This is a genomic window from Streptococcus downii, from assembly GCF_004353325.1.
Lineage (GTDB): Bacteria > Bacillota > Bacilli > Lactobacillales > Streptococcaceae > Streptococcus > Streptococcus downii.
The window spans coordinates 436516-457858 of sequence record NZ_MZNX01000009.1 but is presented as its reverse complement, the minus strand read 5'-3'; the positions used below and the strand labels follow the sequence as shown (position 1 = coordinate 457858).

General features: G+C 40.7%; 16 protein-coding genes, 2 pseudogenes and 1 other annotated feature. Of the genes and pseudogenes, 3 read left to right on the top strand and 15 right to left on the bottom strand.

From position 1 onward, the window contains the following. Nucleotides 1-10 precede the first annotated feature (10 nt). Nucleotides 11-946 (bottom strand): dihydroorotate oxidase, encoded by a 936-nt coding sequence (locus tag E2R31_RS08530; protein ID WP_084948787.1) that lies wholly within the window; start codon nt 944-946, stop codon nt 11-13. A 205-nt stretch (nt 947-1151) separates the two neighbouring features. On the opposite strand from E2R31_RS08530, the gene gdhA reads away from it, so the two are divergent. Both gdhA and E2R31_RS08520 read left to right on the top strand, forming a co-directional pair. Continuing rightward, nucleotides 1152-2498, top strand: a complete 1347-nt coding sequence (gdhA, locus tag E2R31_RS08525) for an NADP-specific glutamate dehydrogenase (protein ID WP_000199519.1) — start codon at nt 1152-1154, stop codon at nt 2496-2498. Nucleotides 2499-2529: 31 nt separating this feature from the next. Then, nucleotides 2530-3016, top strand: a pseudogene (locus E2R31_RS08520) (GNAT family N-acetyltransferase). Nucleotides 3017-3220: 204 nt separating this feature from the next. Here E2R31_RS08520 and E2R31_RS08515 read toward each other — a convergent pair. From E2R31_RS08515 to mecA, 13 genes and pseudogenes are all read right to left on the bottom strand, one after another. Then, nucleotides 3221-3865 (bottom strand): TetR/AcrR family transcriptional regulator, encoded by a 645-nt coding sequence (locus E2R31_RS08515; RefSeq protein WP_084948788.1) that lies wholly within the window; start codon nt 3863-3865, stop codon nt 3221-3223. Between the two features lie 16 nt (nt 3866-3881). Then, nucleotides 3882-4886 carry an NADP-dependent oxidoreductase gene (locus tag E2R31_RS08510; protein ID WP_084948790.1) on the bottom strand — a complete coding sequence of 335 codons (1005 nt, stop codon included), beginning with the start codon at nt 4884-4886 and terminating at the stop codon, nt 3882-3884. A gap of 212 nt (nt 4887-5098) precedes the next feature. Beyond that, nucleotides 5099-5467: an EXLDI protein gene (locus E2R31_RS08505; RefSeq protein WP_132973967.1), complete on the bottom strand. Its 369-nt coding sequence runs from the start codon at nt 5465-5467 to the stop codon at nt 5099-5101. Nucleotides 5468-5529: 62 nt separating this feature from the next. Next, nucleotides 5530-6432 (bottom strand): DUF2268 domain-containing putative Zn-dependent protease, encoded by a 903-nt coding sequence (locus E2R31_RS08500; protein WP_132973965.1) that lies wholly within the window; start codon nt 6430-6432, stop codon nt 5530-5532. A gap of 410 nt (nt 6433-6842) precedes the next feature. Further along, entirely contained in the window at nt 6843-7211 is a 369-nt protein-coding gene (gene rplL, locus E2R31_RS08495; RefSeq protein ID WP_001196964.1) for a 50S ribosomal protein L7/L12, read from the bottom strand. Nucleotides 7212-7286: 75 nt separating this feature from the next. Then, nucleotides 7287-7787 (bottom strand): 50S ribosomal protein L10, encoded by a 501-nt coding sequence (gene rplJ / locus E2R31_RS08490; RefSeq protein WP_001287274.1) that lies wholly within the window; start codon nt 7785-7787, stop codon nt 7287-7289. A gap of 38 nt (nt 7788-7825) precedes the next feature. Then, nucleotides 7826-7961 (bottom strand) — a sequence feature (ribosomal protein L10 leader region). A gap of 71 nt (nt 7962-8032) precedes the next feature. After that, nucleotides 8033-9292 carry a TRZ/ATZ family protein gene (locus E2R31_RS08480; protein WP_132973963.1) on the bottom strand — a complete coding sequence of 420 codons (1260 nt, stop codon included), beginning with the start codon at nt 9290-9292 and terminating at the stop codon, nt 8033-8035. A 99-nt stretch (nt 9293-9391) separates the two neighbouring features. Further along, nucleotides 9392-11140 (bottom strand): ABC transporter ATP-binding protein, encoded by a 1749-nt coding sequence (locus E2R31_RS08475; protein WP_132973961.1) that lies wholly within the window; start codon nt 11138-11140, stop codon nt 9392-9394. A gap of 1 nt (nt 11141) precedes the next feature. Further along, nucleotides 11142-12866 (bottom strand): ABC transporter ATP-binding protein, encoded by a 1725-nt coding sequence (locus E2R31_RS08470; RefSeq protein WP_132973959.1) that lies wholly within the window; start codon nt 12864-12866, stop codon nt 11142-11144. 59 nt (nt 12867-12925) lie between these two features. Then, nucleotides 12926-13864, bottom strand: a pseudogene (gene msrB / locus E2R31_RS08465) (peptide-methionine (R)-S-oxide reductase MsrB). Between the two features lie 259 nt (nt 13865-14123). Beyond that, the gene (gene thrB / locus E2R31_RS08455; RefSeq protein WP_132973956.1) at nt 14124-14993 is read right to left on the bottom strand and encodes a homoserine kinase; all 870 of its coding nucleotides are present in this window, start codon (nt 14991-14993) and stop codon (nt 14124-14126) included. A gap of 1 nt (nt 14994) precedes the next feature. Continuing rightward, entirely contained in the window at nt 14995-16281 is a 1287-nt protein-coding gene (locus tag E2R31_RS08450) for a homoserine dehydrogenase (RefSeq protein WP_132973954.1), read from the bottom strand. A gap of 147 nt (nt 16282-16428) precedes the next feature. Then, on the bottom strand, nt 16429-17169 hold the full coding sequence (gene mecA, locus E2R31_RS08445) for an adaptor protein MecA (RefSeq protein WP_125448557.1): 741 nt from the start codon (nt 17167-17169) through the stop codon (nt 16429-16431). A gap of 122 nt (nt 17170-17291) precedes the next feature. Here mecA and E2R31_RS08440 point away from each other — a divergent pair, with 122 nt between their 5' ends. Further along, nucleotides 17292-18770: an oligosaccharide flippase family protein gene (locus E2R31_RS08440; RefSeq protein WP_132973952.1), complete on the top strand. Its 1479-nt coding sequence runs from the start codon at nt 17292-17294 to the stop codon at nt 18768-18770. A gap of 47 nt (nt 18771-18817) precedes the next feature. Here E2R31_RS08440 and E2R31_RS08435 read toward each other — a convergent pair whose 3' ends face one another. Beyond that, a complete protein-coding gene (locus E2R31_RS08435) occupies nt 18818-21343 on the bottom strand; it encodes an MBL fold metallo-hydrolase (protein ID WP_132973950.1) in 2526 nt (841 codons plus the stop codon).

The window sequence follows — 21343 nt, the reverse complement described above, 5'->3', positions numbered from 1 at the left end:
TCTATTTAATTTAGCCAATATAGCGCAATTTCCCACGGAAATCTTCTAGGCTCTCATACCCTTTTTCCACCATAATAGCTTTCAATTCATTGGTAATGCGCTCAAAAGCTCCAACGCCTTCCTTGTGGAGCGTCGTTCCTACTTGCACCATACTTGCACCACAGAGGATATGTTCAAAGGCATCACGACCCGTTAGAACACCACCCGTTCCGATGATTTGGATTTGAGGATTTAAACGTTGGTAAAAGGCGTGTACATTCGCTAGAGCAGTTGGTTTGATATACTCTCCACCAATCCCCCCAAAACCATTTTTAGGACGAATCACGACCGACTCGTCTTCTATATAAAGGCCGTTTCCGATAGAGTTAACACAGTTGACAAACTTGAGCGGGTACTTGTTGAAAATAGCTGCCGCTTGATCAAAGTGAACAATATCAAAATATGGTGGCAATTTGATCCCAAGAGGTTTGGTAAAGTAGGCAAATACCTCTGACAAAATCCGGTCTGTTGTCTCAAAATCATAGGCAATCTGAGGTTTTCCTGGAACATTTGGGCAAGAGAGATTAAGCTCTGTCAGTCCTTTAAACTCACTCTCTTGAACTTTTTTCAAGATGGTATGTGTTTCTTCTGGAGACATGCCAACTAAAGATAGAAAGAAAGTACGGTTTGGCTCTTTTTCCTGCAAGTCCAAAAGATAGTCCAAATAATAGTCTAAGCCATTATTTGGCAAACCCATAGAATTGATGGAGCCAAGTGGAACATCCTGGTAACGTGGTTCAGGATTTCCCTGACGAAAGTCCAAGGTCGCAGTCTTCGTAACAAAAGTACCCGCCGCTGAGTTTTTGACCCCTTCAAGTTCCTCTACCGTCATACAAGCCACACCCGCTGCATTCATCAAGCAATTATCAAACTCAAAGCCAGCTATTTGTGTTTTTGTTGATACCATGATTCTAATCCTCCAGATTCCTTTTATTTTTAATATTATACCATACTTTAAGATTTTCTCTTTGAGAAACTAATTTCTATATAAAACGTTCGGTTTTGTAAATTGAAAGAATTTTTTGAAAATTTCTGTTTTTTTCTTTACACTCAAAAAAAATTCTGCTATAATGGCTCATGTAATAAAATATAACAACAAAAAGGAGAACGATATGACATCTGCTAAAGACTATATCCAAAGCGTGTTTGCAACTGTGAAAGCTCGTAACGGGCATGAGGCTGAATTTCTCCAGGCGGTTGAAGAATTCTTCAGCACTTTGGAACCTGTATTTGAAAAACATCCCGAGTATATCGAAGAAAACATCTTGGCACGCATCACTGAGCCTGAGCGCGTGATTTCTTTCCGTGTTCCTTGGGTTGACCGTGAAGGTAAAGTCCAAGTGAACCGTGGTTACCGTGTTCAATTCAACTCAGCTGTTGGACCATATAAAGGCGGACTTCGTTTCCACCCAACTGTAAACCAAGGGATCTTGAAATTCCTTGGCTTCGAACAAATCTTTAAAAACGTCTTAACTGGACTTCCAATCGGTGGAGGTAAAGGTGGATCAGACTTCGATCCTAAAGGTAAGACTGATGCTGAAGTGATGCGCTTCTGCCAAAGCTTCATGACTGAATTGCAAAAATACATCGGACCATCACTTGACGTACCTGCTGGTGATATCGGTGTTGGAGGACGTGAAATTGGTTACCTTTACGGACAATACAAACGTCTTAACCAATTTGATGCGGGTGTCTTGACTGGTAAACCTCTTGGATTTGGTGGTAGCTTGATTCGTCCAGAAGCAACTGGTTATGGATTGGTTTACTACACTGAAGAAATGCTCAAAGCTAATGGTAACAGTTTTGCTGGTAAGAAAGTGGTAATTTCAGGTTCTGGTAACGTAGCTCAATATGCTCTTCAAAAAGCGACTGAACTTGGCGCTACTGTTATCTCTGTATCTGACTCAAACGGTTATGTCATCGACGAAAACGGAATTGACTTTGATCTTTTGGTTGATGTTAAAGAAAAACGCCGTGCTCGTTTGACTGAGTATGCAGCTGAGAAAGCAACTGCTACTTACCATGAAGGTTCTGTATGGACTTACGCTGGAAACTACGACATCGCTCTTCCATGTGCGACTCAAAACGAAATCAACGGCGACGCAGCTAAACGTTTGGTTGCTCAAGGCGTTATCTGTGTATCTGAAGGTGCTAACATGCCTAGTGACCTTGATGCGATTAAAGTCTACAAAGAAAACGGAATCCTTTACGGACCTGCCAAAGCTGCTAACGCTGGTGGTGTAGCTGTATCAGCGCTTGAAATGAGCCAAAACAGCCTTCGCCTCTCATGGACCCGTGAAGAAGTTGACGGCCGCCTCAAAGACATCATGACAAACATCTTCAACACAGCTAAAACAACTGCTGAAACATACGGTCTTGGTACTGACTACCTTGCAGGAGCTAATATTGCTGCCTTTGAAAATGTAGCAAACGCTATGATTGCACAAGGTATTGTTTAATTAGTCGATACATCCTATCGGAGGACAAATGATGAACTTACGGCCGATGGAAGTGAGAGACAATCCAGCTGTAGCGCAACTCATTCGAGCTAGCCTAGAAGAATTCGGGCTTGACAAACCAGGAACTGTCTACTTTGATTCTCATCTAGATCATTTGGCCGACTACTATCAACAGCAAGAGAGAGCAGCTTACTTTATTCTGGAAGATGAAGGTCAGCTGGTTGGCTGTGGTGGCTTTGCACCTGGTGTCTGATAAGATTGCTGAATTACAAAAACTGTATGTCACTAAAAATAGCCGTGGCAAAGGTTATTCCAGCAGGTTGATAAAGCGGATATTCCAGGAAGCCCGTCTAGCAGGTTATGAACAGCTTTATCTAGAGACCTCTACTAAACTGGCTACGGCCGTGTCCATCTATCAGCACTATAGTTTTACAGCATTGCAAGAACCACTTTCTAACGCCGCTGGCCACCCTGCTATGAATATCTGGATGATAAAATCCCTCTTATCAGATGAATAGATATTAGTATACTCTGGTCGTCTCGAGGACATCCTGACCAAGAACCACAACACAGCTAAAACAACTTTTAAAAATGTATCCAAGGTTATGATAGTTAAGGTATTGTTTCAATTTATTTTTCAATCCTCAATCGCTCTGATTGGGGATTTTTATATTGGTTTTAAAAAAGCTCACTATTTTTAATAGTAAGCTTAAAATCAAGATTTATTTTACTTCTACTAAGGCAAAAGACAGGCATTCAACAATTTCATTTACTGCTTCATCTATGTCTAGGACCTCATTATTATTCAACATCATTGGAAGAGCATAAGAAAGACTCAAAGCTAAAATATAGCGAACAATTCTTTCATTTGACCAATCTCGGATAACACCTTTTTCTTTAAACTGATTCAGAACTGGACTAATTGGCCTAATGATAGAGTGAATAATAACATTCCCTAACTGGTCAGAAATAGTTTTATCAATAAAAGAACGACTCAAGAGAATTTTAACTTGCATTTGATTCTTCTGAATGAAAACTAGTCTATCTCGAACAATGCTTCTCAAAAATAGCGGAAAAGACTCTTGGTTTGCTGTAAATTTCTTCTCAGAAAAATCAGCAATCACATCTGGAATAACCTGTTCTAGAAAAGTAGATAAAATGGCTTCTAAAATACCTTCCTTTGTTTTAAAGTAACTAAAAACAGTTCCTTCTGACACTCCAGCTCGTTCGGCAATAAGGCTGGACGTTGTATTTTCAAACCCAATTTCTGAGAATAATTTTAAGCTTGATAATAATACTCGACGTTGTTTCAAGCTCAAGTTGCTAGCTTCTAACGTCTGAGCATACTTTTGTTCTAAACTTTCCATCGCTAGCACCTCTATTCTAATCTCTTACTTTTACGACTTTTTTGCCTCGACTGTGTCCCATTTTCAGACTTCGATAGGCTTCTCTAACTGACTTTAGAGAAAAGTTATACACTTGATCAATTTTCAGCTGAACCTTCCCGTCTGAGACCATTTCAGCTAAAGTTCTAAAATCATCGTATGTGGAATGTCTCGGACCAGTAAACTGAGCACCTTTTATCATAACATAGGGTGAAGGTACTAATGTCCCAATAGCTGTCCCTTTCAAGCCTAAACTAAAAGCCAATCTAACATAATCAGATCCATAGCAATCCAAAAATTTTGTAATAGGCGTTGTACTAGCTGATAGAAGAGCCTTCTTGATATTCTCTTCGTAACTTACTGGTATGGCACCTAAAGACTTCAGATACTCTGCATTTTTCTTACTTGCTATTCCGATCACTGTCGCCCCCTTAGCAACTGCATACTGTACTGCAATACTTCCAATACCTCCTGCTGCAGCTGAAATAACAACAGTATCTCTTGAATTTAAACCGATTCTTCTAAAAGCCCCACCCACAGTTAGAGAAGCTACTCCCATAGTAGCTGCGTGAGTCATGTCGATCATCTCTGGCTTCAACACAATTTCTGATTCATTGACACAAATTTCTGTTGCCAAAGCTCCCCTCTTGGTGCCTAATCCAGGGTCACTGATCATTGTTCCAAAAACCTTATCCCCTACTGCAAACCGACTTACTCCTTCACCAACTTCTGTGATAACTCCAGCAAAATCCCGACCAATACCTCTTGGAAAAAGAGATGCTTTTGACTCAAACCAACGACTTGGCCTCCTTAGTTTCGTCATAAAAGATAGAAAACGAAGTGGCTTTGCACCCTCAAAAGTTTTATAATCAATAGGATTTAAACCAACTGCATAAACTTCTACCCTAACTTGATTCACTTTCAAAGAATCAGATTTAATGTTCACTAAATCTAACACTTCTTCATCACCGAAACGACTATATTGTATTGCTTGAACAACCATTGTATGAACTCCTTTACACATCTACATAATTGAGTGAGCGCTCAATCATTTTTCTCGATTATACACTTATTCTTCATAGATTTCAACTATACTGTTTCCAAAACTTTTAACTAAGTTAGCTGCTCATGATAAAAATAGATCTATTTTTATTATGAAAGATTATCAAACTATAACTCAAAGAAATCCGACTGCTTATAAAAGCAGCCGGATTTTTATATATCTAATTTTTCAAAAAATTTGCCTGTTAACTGCTTTTCTTTTAGCTTCTCAAGCAGCTCATTTTCCAGAAAAGGACTTAGTTCGTCAAAATCTTGACAAACCTTAAAAACAGTCTCTCTGTCCAACTGACCATAAACTAGTTCGTAATAGTCCTTATTATGATGCCAGTTCTGGTCATAGTTGACATCTGTCCGTTGATAGTAAACGATGTTTTGCTTCGGTGTCAGGTAAATCTTCTGTGTTAGAATGCTTTTCTGATCTTTAGATAACTTACTACGGCTGAAAATCTTAACACCTTGAAAAATCTTACTCTCATGAATTCCTTGATCTGTCACCTTCAATTCAATTCTTTTATAGTGCATACTATCACCTCCTGAAATCACCTACATTATATCATGTTCTGGCAAATTTTCAAACAAAAGTGTCATTTCCAAAAGTCTTCAGTCGCCTCTAAAATCTCTTCTGTTGGTGTTACTGTGGCCTCAATAATGCTCTTGCCAGTATTTTTCAGATAGGCTTGTATCAAATGATAGCCATAAGCATAGCCCGCAGCATAAGGCATACCAACTGGAATTTGACCCTGTATCTCCGCGATTTCATCACCGTAGAGATAAGGGGCCATTTCCGCCATCTCTGTTAGCTGAAGCTGACTTGAGATGATGGGCTTAATCTCCTCTAATTGCTCTGGACTGGTTGAAGTGACCCAAGGTCCAATGAGCTCTTTGCCATAGAGCTCAGCTGCAAAAGACTCTGCCAATCCTTCACTGACTACCCAGTCTACTAATGTCGTCTGCTGGTTCCATTTGATAAATTGGAAGCGGACATTATGATTGCACTCGTGGGCCAGTGCCGCTTGCACACGTGGCAAAGTATAGTCATTCGGTAGCAGACTAAGCATGAGGTAACCTGGAATTCCACCATCTCCGCTATAACCCTTATTGAGCTGTAACATGGCCTTTTCAGGGTTGCCCAATAAAATAGTAAAATGGTAATCCTCAACCTCTAAATCATAGCCAGCTTGCTTAAAAAGACCGATACTCCTCTTGATGGTTTCCTGGCAGTCCTGCCAGAGTTGATCAGAGCTCAGAGCGTCGATAGCTGGTCTATCCTTTTCTGAGAGAGTTGCGGGCAACTGATTCATAAAGCCAAGCAGGAACAAGGCATCAAATCCTCCAGGATACTTCGCTTTCAGAGGAATGTGTTGCGTTTGATATTTTGTTGCAAAAGGTGCTAATATTTTGGCTCGAAAACAACCTTCTCTCTTTTCTAAGGGTAGCTCTAACATCTCTTGATAAACTTTATCTGAACGAATCATATTGATTTTCATAGTAATCTCCTTTCTTATCTACTATTAGTATAATCCCTTACCCAAGGTCAGGGTCAAGACTAAATTTAAATATCTTTTAAAATTTTATTGAAATTACCTCAAACCGTTTGAGAATTACCTTCAATAAAGTGCTTTAATATTGAGATTATAATATCCGGAGTATAAACAAATTAAAAACTTACTTTTCTACTGTTAATAGGAATGATGATACTAGAAAGAAAATAAATCCTGAAGAGTAAAAACTTGGATCATTTTTTATGGAAAGCCTATTATTCAAAAGTTGTTTGTCTCCTAGATAAACTATATAATAGTTTGCCCCTTTTTTGCCCCTTCTAGAACAAAAAGAAAAACCGCTACTCCTAAGAATAGCGGTTTAATCACGTTTTTAAGCTACAAATGTAGTTGCTCTATTATTTAAGAGTAACTGAAGCTCCAGCTTCTTCCAATTTAGCTTTGATTTCTTCTGCTTCTGCAGTTGGAACGCCTTCTTTGATGACACCTGGTGCACCATCAACAAGTTCTTTAGCTTCTTTAAGTCCAAGACCTGTGATTTCACGTACAACTTTGATAACGCCAACTTTTTTGTCACCAGCAGCTGTCAACTCAACGTCAAATGAGTCTTTAGCAGCACCAGCGTCAGCAGCACCAGCTGCAGCAACAGCTACAGGAGCAGCTGCAGTTACACCAAATTCTTCTTCGATAGCTTTTACAAGGTCGTTCAATTCAAGGATTGAAGCTTCTTTAATTTCAGCAATAATGTTTTCAATGTTCAATGCCATTGTTATTTCCTCCAAATAAGTTTTAAATTTTATAATAGTTTTTTTCGTAGCTAGGCTACGCTGCGTAGCTTAAGATTAAGCTGCGTCTTCTTTGTTGTCTGCAACCGCTTTGACTGCAAGAGCAACGTTGCGCACTGGCGCTTGAAGTACAGAAAGGAGCATAGAAAGAAGTCCTTCGCGGTTTGGAAGAGTTGCAAGAGCAACGATTTCTTCTTTAGATGCGACAGCGCCTTCGATTGCACCACCTTTGATTTCAAGTGCTTCAGCGTTTTTAGCAAAATCGTTCAAGATTTTCGCTGGTGCGATAACATCTTCGTTAGAAAATGCTACAGCAGATGGTCCAACAAATACTGATGCAAGATCTTCAAGACCAGCTTTTTCAGCTGCACGACGCAAGATTGAGTTTTTAATGACTTTATACTCAACTTCGCTTCCACGAAGCTCACGACGAAGAACTGTATCTTGCTCAACTGTCAAACCACGAGCGTCAACAACGACGATAGATGCAGCAGCTTTCATTTTTTCAGCTACTACGTCAACTAGTTCCGCTTTTTTAGCAATAATTGCTTCACTCATTAGTGTGTTCACCTCCGTAATTATTTTGCTTGGGGAAATTTTCCAAAAGAAAAACGCGCCCAAACCTAGACACGAAAGTACAATACGCTTCTTTTTACATGATACGTTTTGTCCTCGGTAGGATACTTATGAGTCAAGCTCCCCTACTGTCTTAGGCAGTTTTTTCAAACCGTATATAAGTATAGCATAGACAAAAAAAGAATGCAAGATTTTTGCAAACTTTTTTTAAACTTTTTTCTTGTCTTTTAAAGTTCTACTGTCAGGACTTGACCTTGCTTAACAACTTGTTCTCCGGCAATATAGACATCATCAACATCACTGGATTTGACTGCATAAACAAGGTGAGAGAGCATATTTTCCTGTGGTTGGAGATGGATTTTCCCTTGTGGTTGAATGACCAGAAAATCCGCTTGCTTGCCAACTTCAAGACTTCCAATTAGTTCTTGCATACCGAGGACCTTGGCTCCTTCAATCGTCAGAGCTTTGAGGGCTGTTTCGATAGGAAATTGACTGGCATCTCCACTCTTCATCTTCTGAAGGAGGGCTGCAGTCCGTCCTTCCTCAAACATGTCTAGATTGTTATTGGAAGCAACGGAGTCTGTCGCAATTCCGACTGCTACTCCTGCTTTTTGCAGTTGGATGATTGGAGCGATCCCTGAGGCCAGTTTGAGGTTACTAATAGGATTATGGGCGATAGCCACATGAGAAGTTGCCAAGTGTTCAATTTCTCGCTCGTTTAGTTCGACCCCATGAGCAAAAACAGACGGATGATCTAAGTAACCCAGTTCTTCTAGAAAGGCAAGGGGACGTTTGCCGTATCGTTTCAGGATAATTCCTGACTCTTCCTTGGTCTCTGCCACATGGATATGGATTGGAATGTCCAGCTCTTTTGCCATATCTAAGCTCGCTTCCAGCAAGTCTCTACTACAACTATAGGGAGAATGTGGAGCTATCATAACCTTGAAATTTGGATTTTCATATCCTAAGATTTTCTCTATGATGGCTCGTGTTCTGCTTATAGTCTCAGCTGTTGTTTCAGCCTCTGAAGAAAAGAGGGTCGGTGAGAAATAACAACGCATCTTAGATGCCTTGACTGCCTGATAAATTCTCTCAATATCCACACCATTGGGATTATACATATCGTTGAAGGTTGTTGTCCCTGACTGGAGCATCTCCGTCAGTGCTTCTTTGACCGCCTTGGTAGTCATGTCAAGAGTAAAGCCTGCTTCTGCTGGCCAGATATAGTCCTTGAGCCATTCGTGGAGATTGCTGTCATCCCGAATCCCTCGCAAGCCTGTCATAGCAGAATGGGTATGGCAATTAACCAAACCAGGCATGATCCAGGCTCCCTGATAGTCTATAATCTGCTCAGCTTGCTCTAAAATTTCTTGCTTCTCTTGACCAACATAGACGATTTTAGATGCTTCAACAGCTAAGAGACCATCCAAATAGACATGGAAATTTTGGTCACAAGTCACGATATTTACATGCTGGTAGACTTTCATTTTTTCTCCTTCTAAGACCCTGATTTTTTCTAGCTATTGTAACAAAAAAGTCACCCGAAGGCAACTTTTTTTGTCCATAAGATTTCAAAATAGAAAGGATTATTCAGAGCTAAAAGCTGCTGCTTTTTGCATTTGGTAATACTTGCCCTTTCTAGCCATGAGTTCCTGATGATTGCCGTATTCCACGATGTCACCATCCACCAAGACTAGAATCAAATCCGCATCCTGAATGGTTGACAAGCGGTGGGCAATGATAAAGCTAGTGCGCCCCTTCATGAGTTTAGCAAAGGCATCCTGTACTAGCACTTCTGTCCGCGTATCGATGGAGGAAGTTGCCTCGTCTAAGATAAGAATCTTTGGGATAGCTAGAAAGACTCGGGCGATGGTCAAGAGCTGAGCCTGACCAACAGAGAGAGATTCTCCTGCATTTTCCAACTTAGTATCGTATCCCTGTGGCAACTGTTGGATGAAAAAGTCTGCATTGGCTGCCTTTGCAGCAGCAATCACCTGCTCCCGACTGGCATCAGGATTTCCAAATGTAATATTGTCATGAATAGTTCCTTGCTTGAGCCAGGTTTCTTGGAGTACCATCCCAAACTGCTGTCTCAATGACGCTCGGGTATAGTCGTAAATGGAACGACCGTCTAGCAAGATATCTTCCGAATTAATAGGATAAAAACGCATGAGGAGATTGATAAGAGTTGATTTTCCGGCACCTGTCGGACCAACGATGGCCACCTTGCTACCAGCTGGGATATTGATAGACAAATCCTTAATCAAGATCTTCTCAGGATTGTATCCAAAAGAAACATGCTTAAAGGAAATGGCTCCCTTAACTTGGTCACTGGTCAAGACTTCCTTGCCTGTTTCAGACACCTCAGAACTTTCTAAGACAGCATAGACACGCTCTGCACACGCGAGAGCACTTTGCAACTCGGCTAAAACAGAAGAAATATCGTTAAAGGGCTTGGTGTATTGCTGGACATAGTTCAAAAAAGTCACTAAACGTCCGATAGTCAAGGTGGACCCCATCATGATACGATAAGCTCCCACTCCAGCTAGAAGAGCATAAATGAGCGCATTGACAAAGCGAGTCGAAGGATTGACAGTTGATGAATAAAAGATAGCTGACTGAGAATAACCTGCGTAGTTGGCATTCGCCTCGTGCAGTCTTTGGATAAACTCTGTTTGAGCATTAAAAGACTGGATAATAGTCTGCTGACTAAGCGATTCTTCAATCAACTGAGTCTGAATGCCCCTGGTCTCTGTTTGCTTCTGAAAGAGATGATAGGAACGTTTGGCAATAAAGCGTGAAATCACCATGGACAGTGGCGTCAACAGCAAGACCAAGAGGGTCATGAGAAGGTGAATTTGGAGCATGGCTAGAATACTAACCAAAATCATCAAAACACCAATGAAAAATTGATTGAAAATCATGGTTAAGCCGGCTGCCAGCTGTTCTATATCTGTGGTCACACGACTAACCATCTCCCCACTACCTTGCCTATCTACAAAGGCAATCGGTAAACGATGGAGCTTATGGATGATTCTCTCTCGCAAGTCCTTGGTATAAGAGAAGATTAGGCGATTATAAAGGAGAGGATTGCCCCATTGTACCAGTGTATTTCCTATGACCACCAAGATCATCTGGAGAAAAATTTGCCAAAAAACTGGTGATGAACCAGCCACTAGAACCTGGTCTATGACCTGCCCAATCAGAATAGGTAGGTAAATTGATAAGCCAACTTGGGCAATAGTTCCTAGAAAGGCAAGGAAAAGGAGGAAGGGATGGCTTGCTAAATCCTTAGCCAAACGTTTGAGCGTCTGGTTTGCAGTTTGTCGTTTCATGCTAGTCCTCCTTTCCATGTTGGGATGCATTGATTTCGCGATAGACTTGACTGGACTTCATCAATTCCTCGTGATTGCCGATAGCTAAGAGCTCACCTTTTTCCAAGAGGAGAATCTGGTCAGCAATCTGAAGTGTCGAAGTCCGTTGAGAAATCAAGATTAAGCTCGTATTTGGCAAATTTTTTCGGATAGCTGTCAAAAGCTTGGACTCGGTAATGGTGTCCAGTGCAGAGGTCGCATCATCTAGGATGAGAAATGGAGCTTGGCGCAAGACTGCACGTGCTATAGACAGACGTTGTTTTTGTCCACCTGAGAAATTTCGTCCTCCTGCCTCAACTAGGGCATCCAAAAGTCCTTCCTTTTCACTGACAAAATCCTTAGCTTGCGCAATCTCCAAGGCCTGCCAGAGTTGCTGGTCAGATACTTCTCGATTGAAACCCAATGTCAAGTTGGAACGAATGGTTCCTTTAAAGAGTTCGACTTTTTGAGGTACATAGGCAATCCAAGACCGCCACTGCTCAAGATTAAGAGGACTACGACCATTTCGATAAAGGTCAATGCTCCCCTTGTCTACTGGATAAAGTCCAAGTAAGACTTGCACCAAGCTTGATTTACCTGAACCAGTTCCCCCGATGATACCAAGGATTTGCCCTTGCTTCATATCAAAGGAAATGTCTCTCAGAGAAGCTTGAGCCGCATCAGGATAGGTAAAGGTTAATTCTTTGACTTGCAAAACCCGATCACCGGTAGCTTGTTTTTGTTCTAATTCTGAAAAAATATCTTCTGGAGCTTCGGTAAAAATTTCCTCAATTCGCTTGGCTGAGATATAGGATTGGTTGAGGGAATTGATCAGCATGGCGAGCTTAACCAATTCCACCAAAATCTGCAAGAGGTAGTTGATAAGAGCAATGAGGGCACCTTGACTGAGTATACCTCCTTGAATTGAAATATAGCCCTGCCAGATGATGACGAGAAGGGTTCCATTGACAATCAGATAAGTCAGAGGTGTTAACAAACTAGACCAGAAACCCGTCTTTTCTTGCAATCTAGCATAAACTTGGTTAAGAGTTTGAAAAATCTGTAACTCTCGTTTTTCTTGACCAAAAGCACGAATAACTCGCATCCCTTGCAATTGCTGGCGTGTTTCCTGAACCAGCTGATCCGTTTTCTTTCTGAGACTACTGTAGAGAGGATTGACCAGTCGAGAGAGACCGACAATGACAATCGTCAAAATGACAACCATAACTAAAAACCAGAAAGTTAGCTCAGCCGAGATGCGATAGGCCATAAAGATAGCCCCAAAGACGATAATAGGCGCTCGCAAAAAGAGGCGCAGGAATTGATTGATACCAGTCTGAATCTGGTAAGTATCCGAAGTCAAGCGGGTCACCAAGCTAGAAGTTGTCAAACGATCTCTGCTGTCCTTGGGTAAGGAAAGAATATGACGATAAAGGTCGTCTGTCAATTCCTTGGCAAAACCAACCGCTGCCTTGGCTGAGTAAAACTGAGCTACCAAGGCCACTAAAACACCAATCACTGCAAAGACAAGGAGCAGGCCAATCTGCATCCAGAGATGGCCTTGATCTCTCTGAGGCAAGGATTGGTCAACAATCCCAGCAATCACCATGGGAACCAAGAGTTCAAAAACAGCTTCAAGTAACTTGAACAAGGGTGCTAAAATTGATTCCTTGATATAGGATTTGAAGTAAGATAGTAAGTGTTTCATAAATCCCTTCTATTCATATTCTAGAAATGAAGAAAGTGGGAAGCCCCACCCTCTCAGTTTTATTTGTTTAAGTAAGGTAATAGATAGCCATATCCTGCTTTTTCCATCTCATCCTTGGCTACAAAGCGTAAGGAAGCAGAATTAATACAGTAACGCAGACCACCTAACTCCTGAGGTCCATCTGTGAAAACATGACCCAAGTGAGCATTACCTGACCGAGAACGAACCTCGATTCGCTCCATTCAATGACTCAGGTCCTTGTAGTAGTGAATCAATTCCTTAGAAATCGGACGACTAAAACTCGGCCAACCACAACCTGAGGCAAACTTATCCTTGGCGAAAAAGAGTGGTTCACCCGTCGTGATGTCTACATAAATTCCTTCTTCAAAGGTCTGGTCATAGGCATTGATAAATGGCGCCTCTGTTGCAGCTTCTTGGGTGACACGGTAAGACTCTTCTGACAAACTTTCCCTTAACACTTCTTGACTAGGCTTTTCATAATTAGAGGCGTCAATCAAGGGCTTCTCAGCATCGGTCACATCGATATGACAGTAACCAGAAGGATTTTTCTTAAGATAGTCTTGGTGGTAGTCCTCAGCCAGAATGTAGTGGCGAAGTCTCTCCACTTCCACTGCAATCTTTCGACCAAGCATGCGCTCCTGCTCCTGCATCACTGTGTAGATGGCTGGCAAGTCTGCTTCATCTTGGTAATAAATACCTGTTCGATATTGGCGACCACGGTCATTCCCTTGTTGATTAATCGATAAAGGATCGATGACTCGGAAATAATAAAGTAAAATCTCTCTTAGTGATACTGTATTCTCATCATAAATCACTTGAACCGTTTCTGCATGGTCTGTTTCTTTGAGCAACTGATAATTAGTCGTTTCGACTTGCCCATTAGCGTAGCCGACACTGGTTGCTAATACGCCTGAAATTCGTGAAAAATACTCCTCTAGGCCCCAAAAACAACCACCTGCTAGATAAATTTCTGCCATCTTTATTTCTCCTTTATCAAGTTTTTAACTAATACTCTTCGAAAATTTCTTCAAACCACGTCAGCTTACATCTGCAACCTCAAAACAGTATTTTGAGCTAACTTCGTCAGTTCTATACACAACCTCAAAACCATGTTTTGAGCAACCTGCGACTAGCTTCCTAGTTTGCTCTTTGATTTTCATTGAGTATAAACTTCTTTTCAAAAAAAGGATAGGAAGCCCTCTGGTCGAGAGTTTCCCCATCCTATCTTCTATTTCTTTACTTTGTTTCGACACGGACACCTTGGGTATCAACTTTCAAATCATGAAGTCTTCCTTTGAAAGGTTGCTTTTCCAATTCTGCCTTAATCGCTGGCATCTTGTCATGAGAAGCCAAGACCATAACTGTTGGCCCGGCTCCAGAGAGATAGGTTGCATAGGCACCATTCTCTTTGGCTACTTGCTTAATCGTCGCAAATTCACGGACCAGACTTTGACGATAACGCTCGTGGAAGAGGTCCCCCTCGATTGCTTGTCCAGCTGTCACCATATCTCCTGCTAACAAGGCCGCAACCGCCACATTGGCGATAGAACTAGCCGCAACAGCTTCCTTGTAGGACAATTTCTTAGGAAGGACACCACGACTGTCTCGAGTACGTAATTCATAGTTGGGAATATAAGCTAGAAAATCACACTCTGGGAAGTCAGCCACAATCGCTGAAACATTTCCTTCAACGGAGCTCGCAATAACAAGATTTCCATAGATAGCTGGAGCCACATTGTCAGGATGTCCTTCAATCCTAGTCGCCAGCTGCAATTTGTCGTGGTTAGATAAGTTGAGATTGCCCAGTTGGTTAGCCAGTTCAATTCCAGCAACGATAACCGAGCTAGAAGAACCCAAACCACGCGCCAAGGGAACATCACTGGTCATTTTCAAGCGTCTCGGTTGCAAGTCAGGCGCAATTTGCAAGGCAATCTTAAGCAAGAGATTACGCTCGTCATGGGGAATCCATTTGCCAATCTGGTGTTCAATCAACCACTCATCTCGTTCTTCACAGACCTCAATTTGAAGATACTTGGTTACAGCTACACCGACCGAATCAAAACCTGGCCCGATATTGGCACTGGTTGCAGGTACAATAATCTTCATCCTATTCTCCTAACACCTTGAAGGTATTCAAGAGGTCAAATTCTGAAGCTTTGGCCAACTCAGCTGAAACATTCTCAAGCTGTGCTTTATTAATCTTATGAGTGATAATCACTACACGCGCCTTGTCACCCTCTTTGCCATCTTGGAGGATTTGCTTGAAGGAAATATCTTGAGCATTAAAGATTTCAGCTAGTTTCAAGACCTGACCTTTTGAGTCTGGAGCCAAGATTGAGAAATAGTAGTTTGCTTTAACATCTTCAGGATTTGCCAAAACCAAGTCACGGCTATATTCGTTGAAGTCTTTGCCAATGGTACCATCATTCAAACGACGAACGATACGGACAATATCTGCTACAACACTTGTTGCTGTTGGTTTTTGACCCGCACCTGGTCCGTAGTACATCGATTCACCGATACCGATAGATTCTACAAAAACAGCGTTCATTACTCCATTTACACTGGCAAGTGGATGTGCTTTAGGAAGGAAGGTTGGAGTCACTTCTGCAGCAATACCTGAAGGAGTTTCCTCGATAGAACCAACCAATTTCACTACATAGCCTAGATCTTGGGCTACAGCTACGTCTTCTGGTGTGATGTTGCGGATTCCCTTGTGGGCTACATCGTCAAAGGCAACCTTCATACCAAAAGCAAATTGGCTCAAAATCACCATCTTGTAGGCTGCGTCAATCCCATCCACGTCATTTGTAGGGTCGCTTTCTGCAAATCCAAGTCTTTGCGCTTCCGCCAGAGCATCATCATAAGACCAGCCTTCTTCTACCATTTTGGTCATCATAAAGTTAGAAGTTCCGTTAACGACACCAAGAACGCGCGTGATTTTATCAGAAGCCAACGAATTTGCCAAAGTACGAAGAATTGGAATCCCACCAGCAACTGCAGCTTCATAGTAAAGTGCTACATTATGCTCTTTAGCAATTTCTAACAATTCTGTGCCATGAACAGCCAAAAGATCCTTGTTTGCTGTTACAACATGTTTCCCAGCTTCCAAGGCACGAGTGATAAAGGTCTTAGCTGGTTCGATACGCCCCATCAATTCCACTACGATAGTAATGTCCTTGTCTGACAAAATATCGTCTACATTGGTTACAAAGTTAAAGTCATTTCCTGCTGCAAGCAAGCGGTTCTTTTCATCTTCATCCTTGACCAATACCTTGGCTACTTCAATCTCAGAATGAGCTGATTGGATGATTTTTTCTCCATTTTCCTTTAGGAGGAAAGGCACACCACTTGCAACGGTACCAAATCCAAGTAAAGCAATTTTAACTGTCATGTTTGTCTCCTCGAAATTTTCTGATATAGCCATTATAACAGAATTTTTCGAAAATTCCTATCCAAGGAAGCCACTATTTATCGATAGAAAAGAAAAACGAATCATGTGATTCGCCTTTCTTGATAAATGAAAATTGATTTTCAAAATCTACGAACTAACCTTTTGCAAACCAAGGACTGCATCGTGATTGATCAAGATTTGACCATACTCTTGTAAGACAGAACGACTGATATTACTATCATCTGCAAATTCACGCATACGAGCCAAGAGCCAAGCTGGATATGGACTAGGATGATTTTCCACATCGACTAAGATTGTCAAATAGTAGTGCCCATTCATCTTATAGAGTTCAGATGTTTCCATCTGGTAGTTAACCGTCTTTGCAAAAGCAACTAAGTCAGCAAGGCTTGCAAAGCGCAGGATATAGTAGATATAAGGTTCTTTCTTATTCTCCGTCTCCTTGTCTGCCTGCTCTTGCTCTTCTTCTTTAGCTTCTACCTGTTCTAGAGATTGGATAGCCTCAATATCGTCCTTGGTCTTGTCTGCAATGCTCTTTTCCAATGTTTTGAGAAATTCGTCCGGCGACATTTGGGCCAATTCTTCCATATCCGGCAGATCCGCCAAATCTTCAAAATCCAAATTCTGGTCAATCTTGGACTTGGTCACAAAGACATCCACCTTATCAGGTTTTGGCGTCACACGGAAACTCAGCATGCCACTGTCCAAGAAATTGTCTGGCATTTCCAGTTCATCTAAAATAGCATAGAAAAACTCTTCGGTTTTTTCCTGAGGAACGAGAAAGTCTGCAATTTCCATTCCTCGATCCATCAAATCATCTAAAGTCATCGTGATTTTCAGTGTTGTATCACTAATTTGTTTCATCTTCATATCTAGTAACCTCATACTTTCAGTCTATCTATTATACTAGATTTTTACGATTTTATCAAAAGAATGAAGCTGGAATGTGATATAATACTAGATATGATTTAAGATTTAAGAAAGAAAGTTCAATGAAAAATATAAAAGTAAATGCCTTGGCTAGCTTGCTGGTCAATATTCTCAATATCGTTTTTCCTCTGATAACCAACCCTTATCTGACGCGGATTCTCAGCAAATCCAACTACGGTTATTTCAATACCGCCAATACCTGGGCAAGTTTCGTTATTCCACTAGCTGCCTTTGGGATTTACAACTACGGGATTCGTGCTATCAGTAAGGTTAAGGACGATAAGAATAAAATCAACTATGTCTTTTCTAAGTTGTTTTATATCTCGGTTTTCACTTCTCTCCTGACGACTGGTATCTACTTCCTCTTTATCTTCTTTGACACCAGCATTGAGAATCTGAAAGTTCTCTACTACATCCTAGGAGCTCAAGCACTCTTCCAATTTCTCAATATCGAATGGATGAACGAAGCCTATGAAAACTATGCTTTTATCCTTTACAAGACATTGATTATTCGGATTACCATGCTGGTCGCTATCTTTGCCTTTGTCAAAACTGCTGATGATATCGTTCCTTATGCTATCGTCATGACAGCGACAACTATCCTCAACTACCTCCTTAGTTTTCTTTGGATCAAGAGAGAAGTTTCCTTTGTCAAAATTGGTTTCATCGAGTTAGCTAAGGCTTCTAAACCACTCTTTACTATGCTTCTCTTGGCAAATGCCAATATGCTTTATACCTTGCTAGATAGAATGTTTATCACCAAGGGACCAGATGAAAATTATATTTCTTATTATACAATTGCCTATAGCATCGTCATGCTGATTGCTGGTGTCTTAAGTGGAGCTATCAGTGTCAGCATTCCACGTCTCGGCTACTACCTTGGGAAAAAGGATTACAATTCTTATAATTATCTTGTAAATCAAGCGGCATCATTATTCTATTTTCTCATGATTCCAACTAGTTTCGGAATTATGATTTTAGGAAAGTATGCAACGGTTATCTACTCTTCTGAAAAGTATCTTGAAGCAGGTATCGTGACTAGCGTCTTCGCCTTTCGAACCATTATCTGGGCTATTGAATTGATTCTTGGTAAGCAAATTATCTTTATCAATGACCACGAGAACCGCTTGACCGCTTTCTACTTTGCTGGTGGTGGAGCAAATCTCCTCTTCAACTGTATCTTGTATATCAATAATATTTTTGCCCCTGAGTATTATATTGCTACTACCATTATTGCCGAAGCCATCGTTGTTCTCTTAGAAATTCATTTTATTAAGAAACATCAACTAATTAATTTAAAAGAAATCTTTGTGACCTTAACACGTTATGGTCTCATATCCCTTGGATTTATTCCGATCTTCTATATTTTCAAGATGATTTTCCAAATCAGTTCCTATACGGTGAACCTCAACATGATCCTCATGGTTCTCTCTACCATAGCTACTTGTGGAATCTACTATCTCTTGATGCTTTTTATCGCCAAAGACAAAACATTACACTATGCACTGAACCTAGTACTAGCTAAGATCAAAAGAAACTAAAAGAACACCCTACTGATAAACGAGCGTTTACTAGTAGGGTGTTTCTTTTATTCTTTTTCTTTCTTGTCAGAAGTATTGACTTCTAGATTTGAATCTTGTTTTGGCTGTTCAGCAATAGAAGAACTAGCTTCTTGCTTCTTCTCTGACTGATCTGCTTCGCCATTGACAGCAGCAACAGCCTGTCTCCAAATGCCTTCCTCGTTTACCTTATAACCATCCGGTGTGGTGGCATTTTTCAACAAGGAACCATCTGTTTGGAAATAGTACCAATTACCGTCAATTCGTTTCCAACCGGTCTGCATAGCTCCTGATTCATCAAAGTAATAATGATCACCATTTACTTTATGAAGACCAACTAGCATGATGCCATCTTCAGGATTGAGATAATACCAGATTCCTTTATCCTTTATCCAACCTGTCTTCATAGCTCCACTTCCTTCAAAGTAACGATAATGATTATCAAACCATTTCCAGCCTGTTTGCATAGCTCCTGATGCACTAAAGTAATACTGCTTACCATCTACTTGTTGGAAACCGACCAGCATGATACCTTCCTGATCTTCAAGATAATACCATGTTCCTTGATCCTTCAACCAACCAGTTTTCATAGCTCCTGAGTCAGCGTAGTAATGCCAGTGTTTATCAAGCCACTGCCAGCCTGTTTGCATGGCACCGCTGGTATTCAAATAGTAACGCGTACCATTGATTTCTTGTTTTCCAGTCTGCATAATACCATCTTGATTTAGATAATACCATTTCTCATTATCCTTAATCCAGCCTGTTTTCATAGCTCCTGAGTTCGCATAGTAATACCAATGGTTCTCTAGCCATTTCCAGCCTGTTTGCATGGCACCACTAGCGTTCAAATAGTAACGAGTACTGTTGATTTCTTGTTTTCCAGTGAGCATGATACCATCTTTGTCCAGATAATACCAAGTATCCTGATCCTTGATCCATCCAGTTTTCATAGCTCCAGAACTAGCAAAATAGTTCCAGTGACCATCAACAAAGGCCCAGCCTGTTTGCATCACACCTTCTTGATTAAAGTAATATGTGCTTCCATTGATATTCTTTTTACCGATAGTCCGTAGCCCATCCTCATCATAGAAATACCAATCTGAATCAATCTTTTGCCAAGTTAAAGGTTTACCTGCTGTTTGGAGTGCACCACTGTCTGCAAAGAACATCTTCTTGCCATTAAAGAATTGATTTCCTGTTAGCATCTTTCCATCTGCTGCAAAGAGATATTTCTTCCCTCCAATTTCAGAAAGCTCACTAAATCGTCTAGCACCATTTGATTGGATATAATACCAAGAGCCATCCAGCTTGAACCAACCACCAGTTTGCATTTTACCATTTTGGTTCAAATAGTAATCGTTCCCTTTGGCATTTTCTCCCCAGTCGTCGTTAAGGTGAAGCCAGCGACCTGCTTGCATTTGTCCTTTTCCATTAAAGAAGTAAGTGGCTCCGCCAATCTCTTTCCAACCGATAGCCATTTCTCCATCTGCTAAACGATATTTCCAGTAGCCACCTTCTTGATACCATTTTTCGTCAACTACAGGGATGTCAGGGAAGAGATTAGAAACATTGGCAAATCCGCTATCACTAATATCAAAAACGGTAGCATCTTGAGTTTGACTAGAAGCTCTGAGAACTTGAATATTTTTCTTTTGGAGATATTCTCTGGTTGAAGCAACATTAATATCACCACCAGTTGTTTGAATAATCATCTTTGGAGATAGGTTTTCAAGAAAATTAATCGTATTTGAAATTGTCGCATCATAATGATGGTTCCATTTCATCATATCAACCTTGCCGATAACAGGACCTAACTTATCTTCTGCTCCTTCGGCATTATCCAAATCTCCACCAAGATAGATTCTCTTTCCTGCCACAGTCACCACTGAAACGATAGAGTTGGAGTTATCATCTAGAACTTTTTTCAGATTCCCCTCAGCATCATATTCATTTTTATAATTATAGAGTTGGATATCCATATCACCTAATTTAAAGTGACTATCCTCGTCTGTAATATTCTGAATAAGAGTAACCCCTCGTTTTTGTGCGGCTCTCAAAGCATTATCGTAATTAAAAAGATTATCCCAGAGTCCCCAGTTTGCTGTGATCCGATCATCTGAATATTTTTTCAAATAAAACTTACCGACTTGATATCGATTGAGTATTTCGTCCGCTCCACCAATATGGTCACTATGGACATGAGTTCCTATAATAAAATCTAATTTTTTAACACCAATCTGATCAAGGTGGCGAATCAAACGGTCTTCCAAGACTTGATAATTTCTCATGGAAATTCCCCAACGACTTGGATAGCGTGGATCACTCCCATCAGGAAAGTCATAATCTTCCCCCATATCAATCAAGGCATAATGACCATTGCTTTCCAGAAGGATAGCATCACTCCCAGATTTTGCTTTAGTATTTATGAAATGGATACGATTGCCTGAACCAGCAGTAATGGTGTCTGCATTAACTTGTTGTGATAAACCAATCAACACAAAAAGGAAAGCAAGTAAACCATAACTGACTGATTTAACTAATTTTTTATTCTTCAT

Bases quoted from the DNA above. Each gene is read 5' to 3' on its own strand.
- E2R31_RS08530 (WP_084948787.1), bottom strand. From the start codon at position 946: ATGGTATCAACAAAAACACAAATAGCTGGCTTTGAGTTTGATAATTGC.
- gdhA (WP_000199519.1), top strand. From the start codon at position 1,152: ATGACATCTGCTAAAGACTATATCCAAAGCGTGTTTGCAACTGTGAAA.
- E2R31_RS08515 (WP_084948788.1), bottom strand. From the start codon at position 3,865: ATGGAAAGTTTAGAACAAAAGTATGCTCAGACGTTAGAAGCTAGCAAC.
- E2R31_RS08510 (WP_084948790.1), bottom strand. From the start codon at position 4,886: ATGGTTGTTCAAGCAATACAATATAGTCGTTTCGGTGATGAAGAAGTG.
- E2R31_RS08505 (WP_132973967.1), bottom strand. From the start codon at position 5,467: ATGCACTATAAAAGAATTGAATTGAAGGTGACAGATCAAGGAATTCAT.
- E2R31_RS08500 (WP_132973965.1), bottom strand. From the start codon at position 6,432: ATGAAAATCAATATGATTCGTTCAGATAAAGTTTATCAAGAGATGTTA.
- rplL (WP_001196964.1), bottom strand. From the start codon at position 7,211: ATGGCATTGAACATTGAAAACATTATTGCTGAAATTAAAGAAGCTTCA.
- rplJ (WP_001287274.1), bottom strand. From the start codon at position 7,787: ATGAGTGAAGCAATTATTGCTAAAAAAGCGGAACTAGTTGACGTAGTA.
- E2R31_RS08480 (WP_132973963.1), bottom strand. From the start codon at position 9,292: ATGAAAGTCTACCAGCATGTAAATATCGTGACTTGTGACCAAAATTTC.
- E2R31_RS08475 (WP_132973961.1), bottom strand. From the start codon at position 11,140: ATGAAACGACAAACTGCAAACCAGACGCTCAAACGTTTGGCTAAGGAT.
- E2R31_RS08470 (WP_132973959.1), bottom strand. From the start codon at position 12,866: ATGAAACACTTACTATCTTACTTCAAATCCTATATCAAGGAATCAATT.
- thrB (WP_132973956.1), bottom strand. From the start codon at position 14,993: ATGAAGATTATTGTACCTGCAACCAGTGCCAATATCGGGCCAGGTTTT.
- E2R31_RS08450 (WP_132973954.1), bottom strand. From the start codon at position 16,281: ATGACAGTTAAAATTGCTTTACTTGGATTTGGTACCGTTGCAAGTGGT.
- mecA (WP_125448557.1), bottom strand. From the start codon at position 17,169: ATGAAGATGAAACAAATTAGTGATACAACACTGAAAATCACGATGACT.
- E2R31_RS08440 (WP_132973952.1), top strand. From the start codon at position 17,292: ATGAAAAATATAAAAGTAAATGCCTTGGCTAGCTTGCTGGTCAATATT.
- E2R31_RS08435 (WP_132973950.1), bottom strand. From the start codon at position 21,343: ATGAAGAATAAAAAATTAGTTAAATCAGTCAGTTATGGTTTACTTGCT.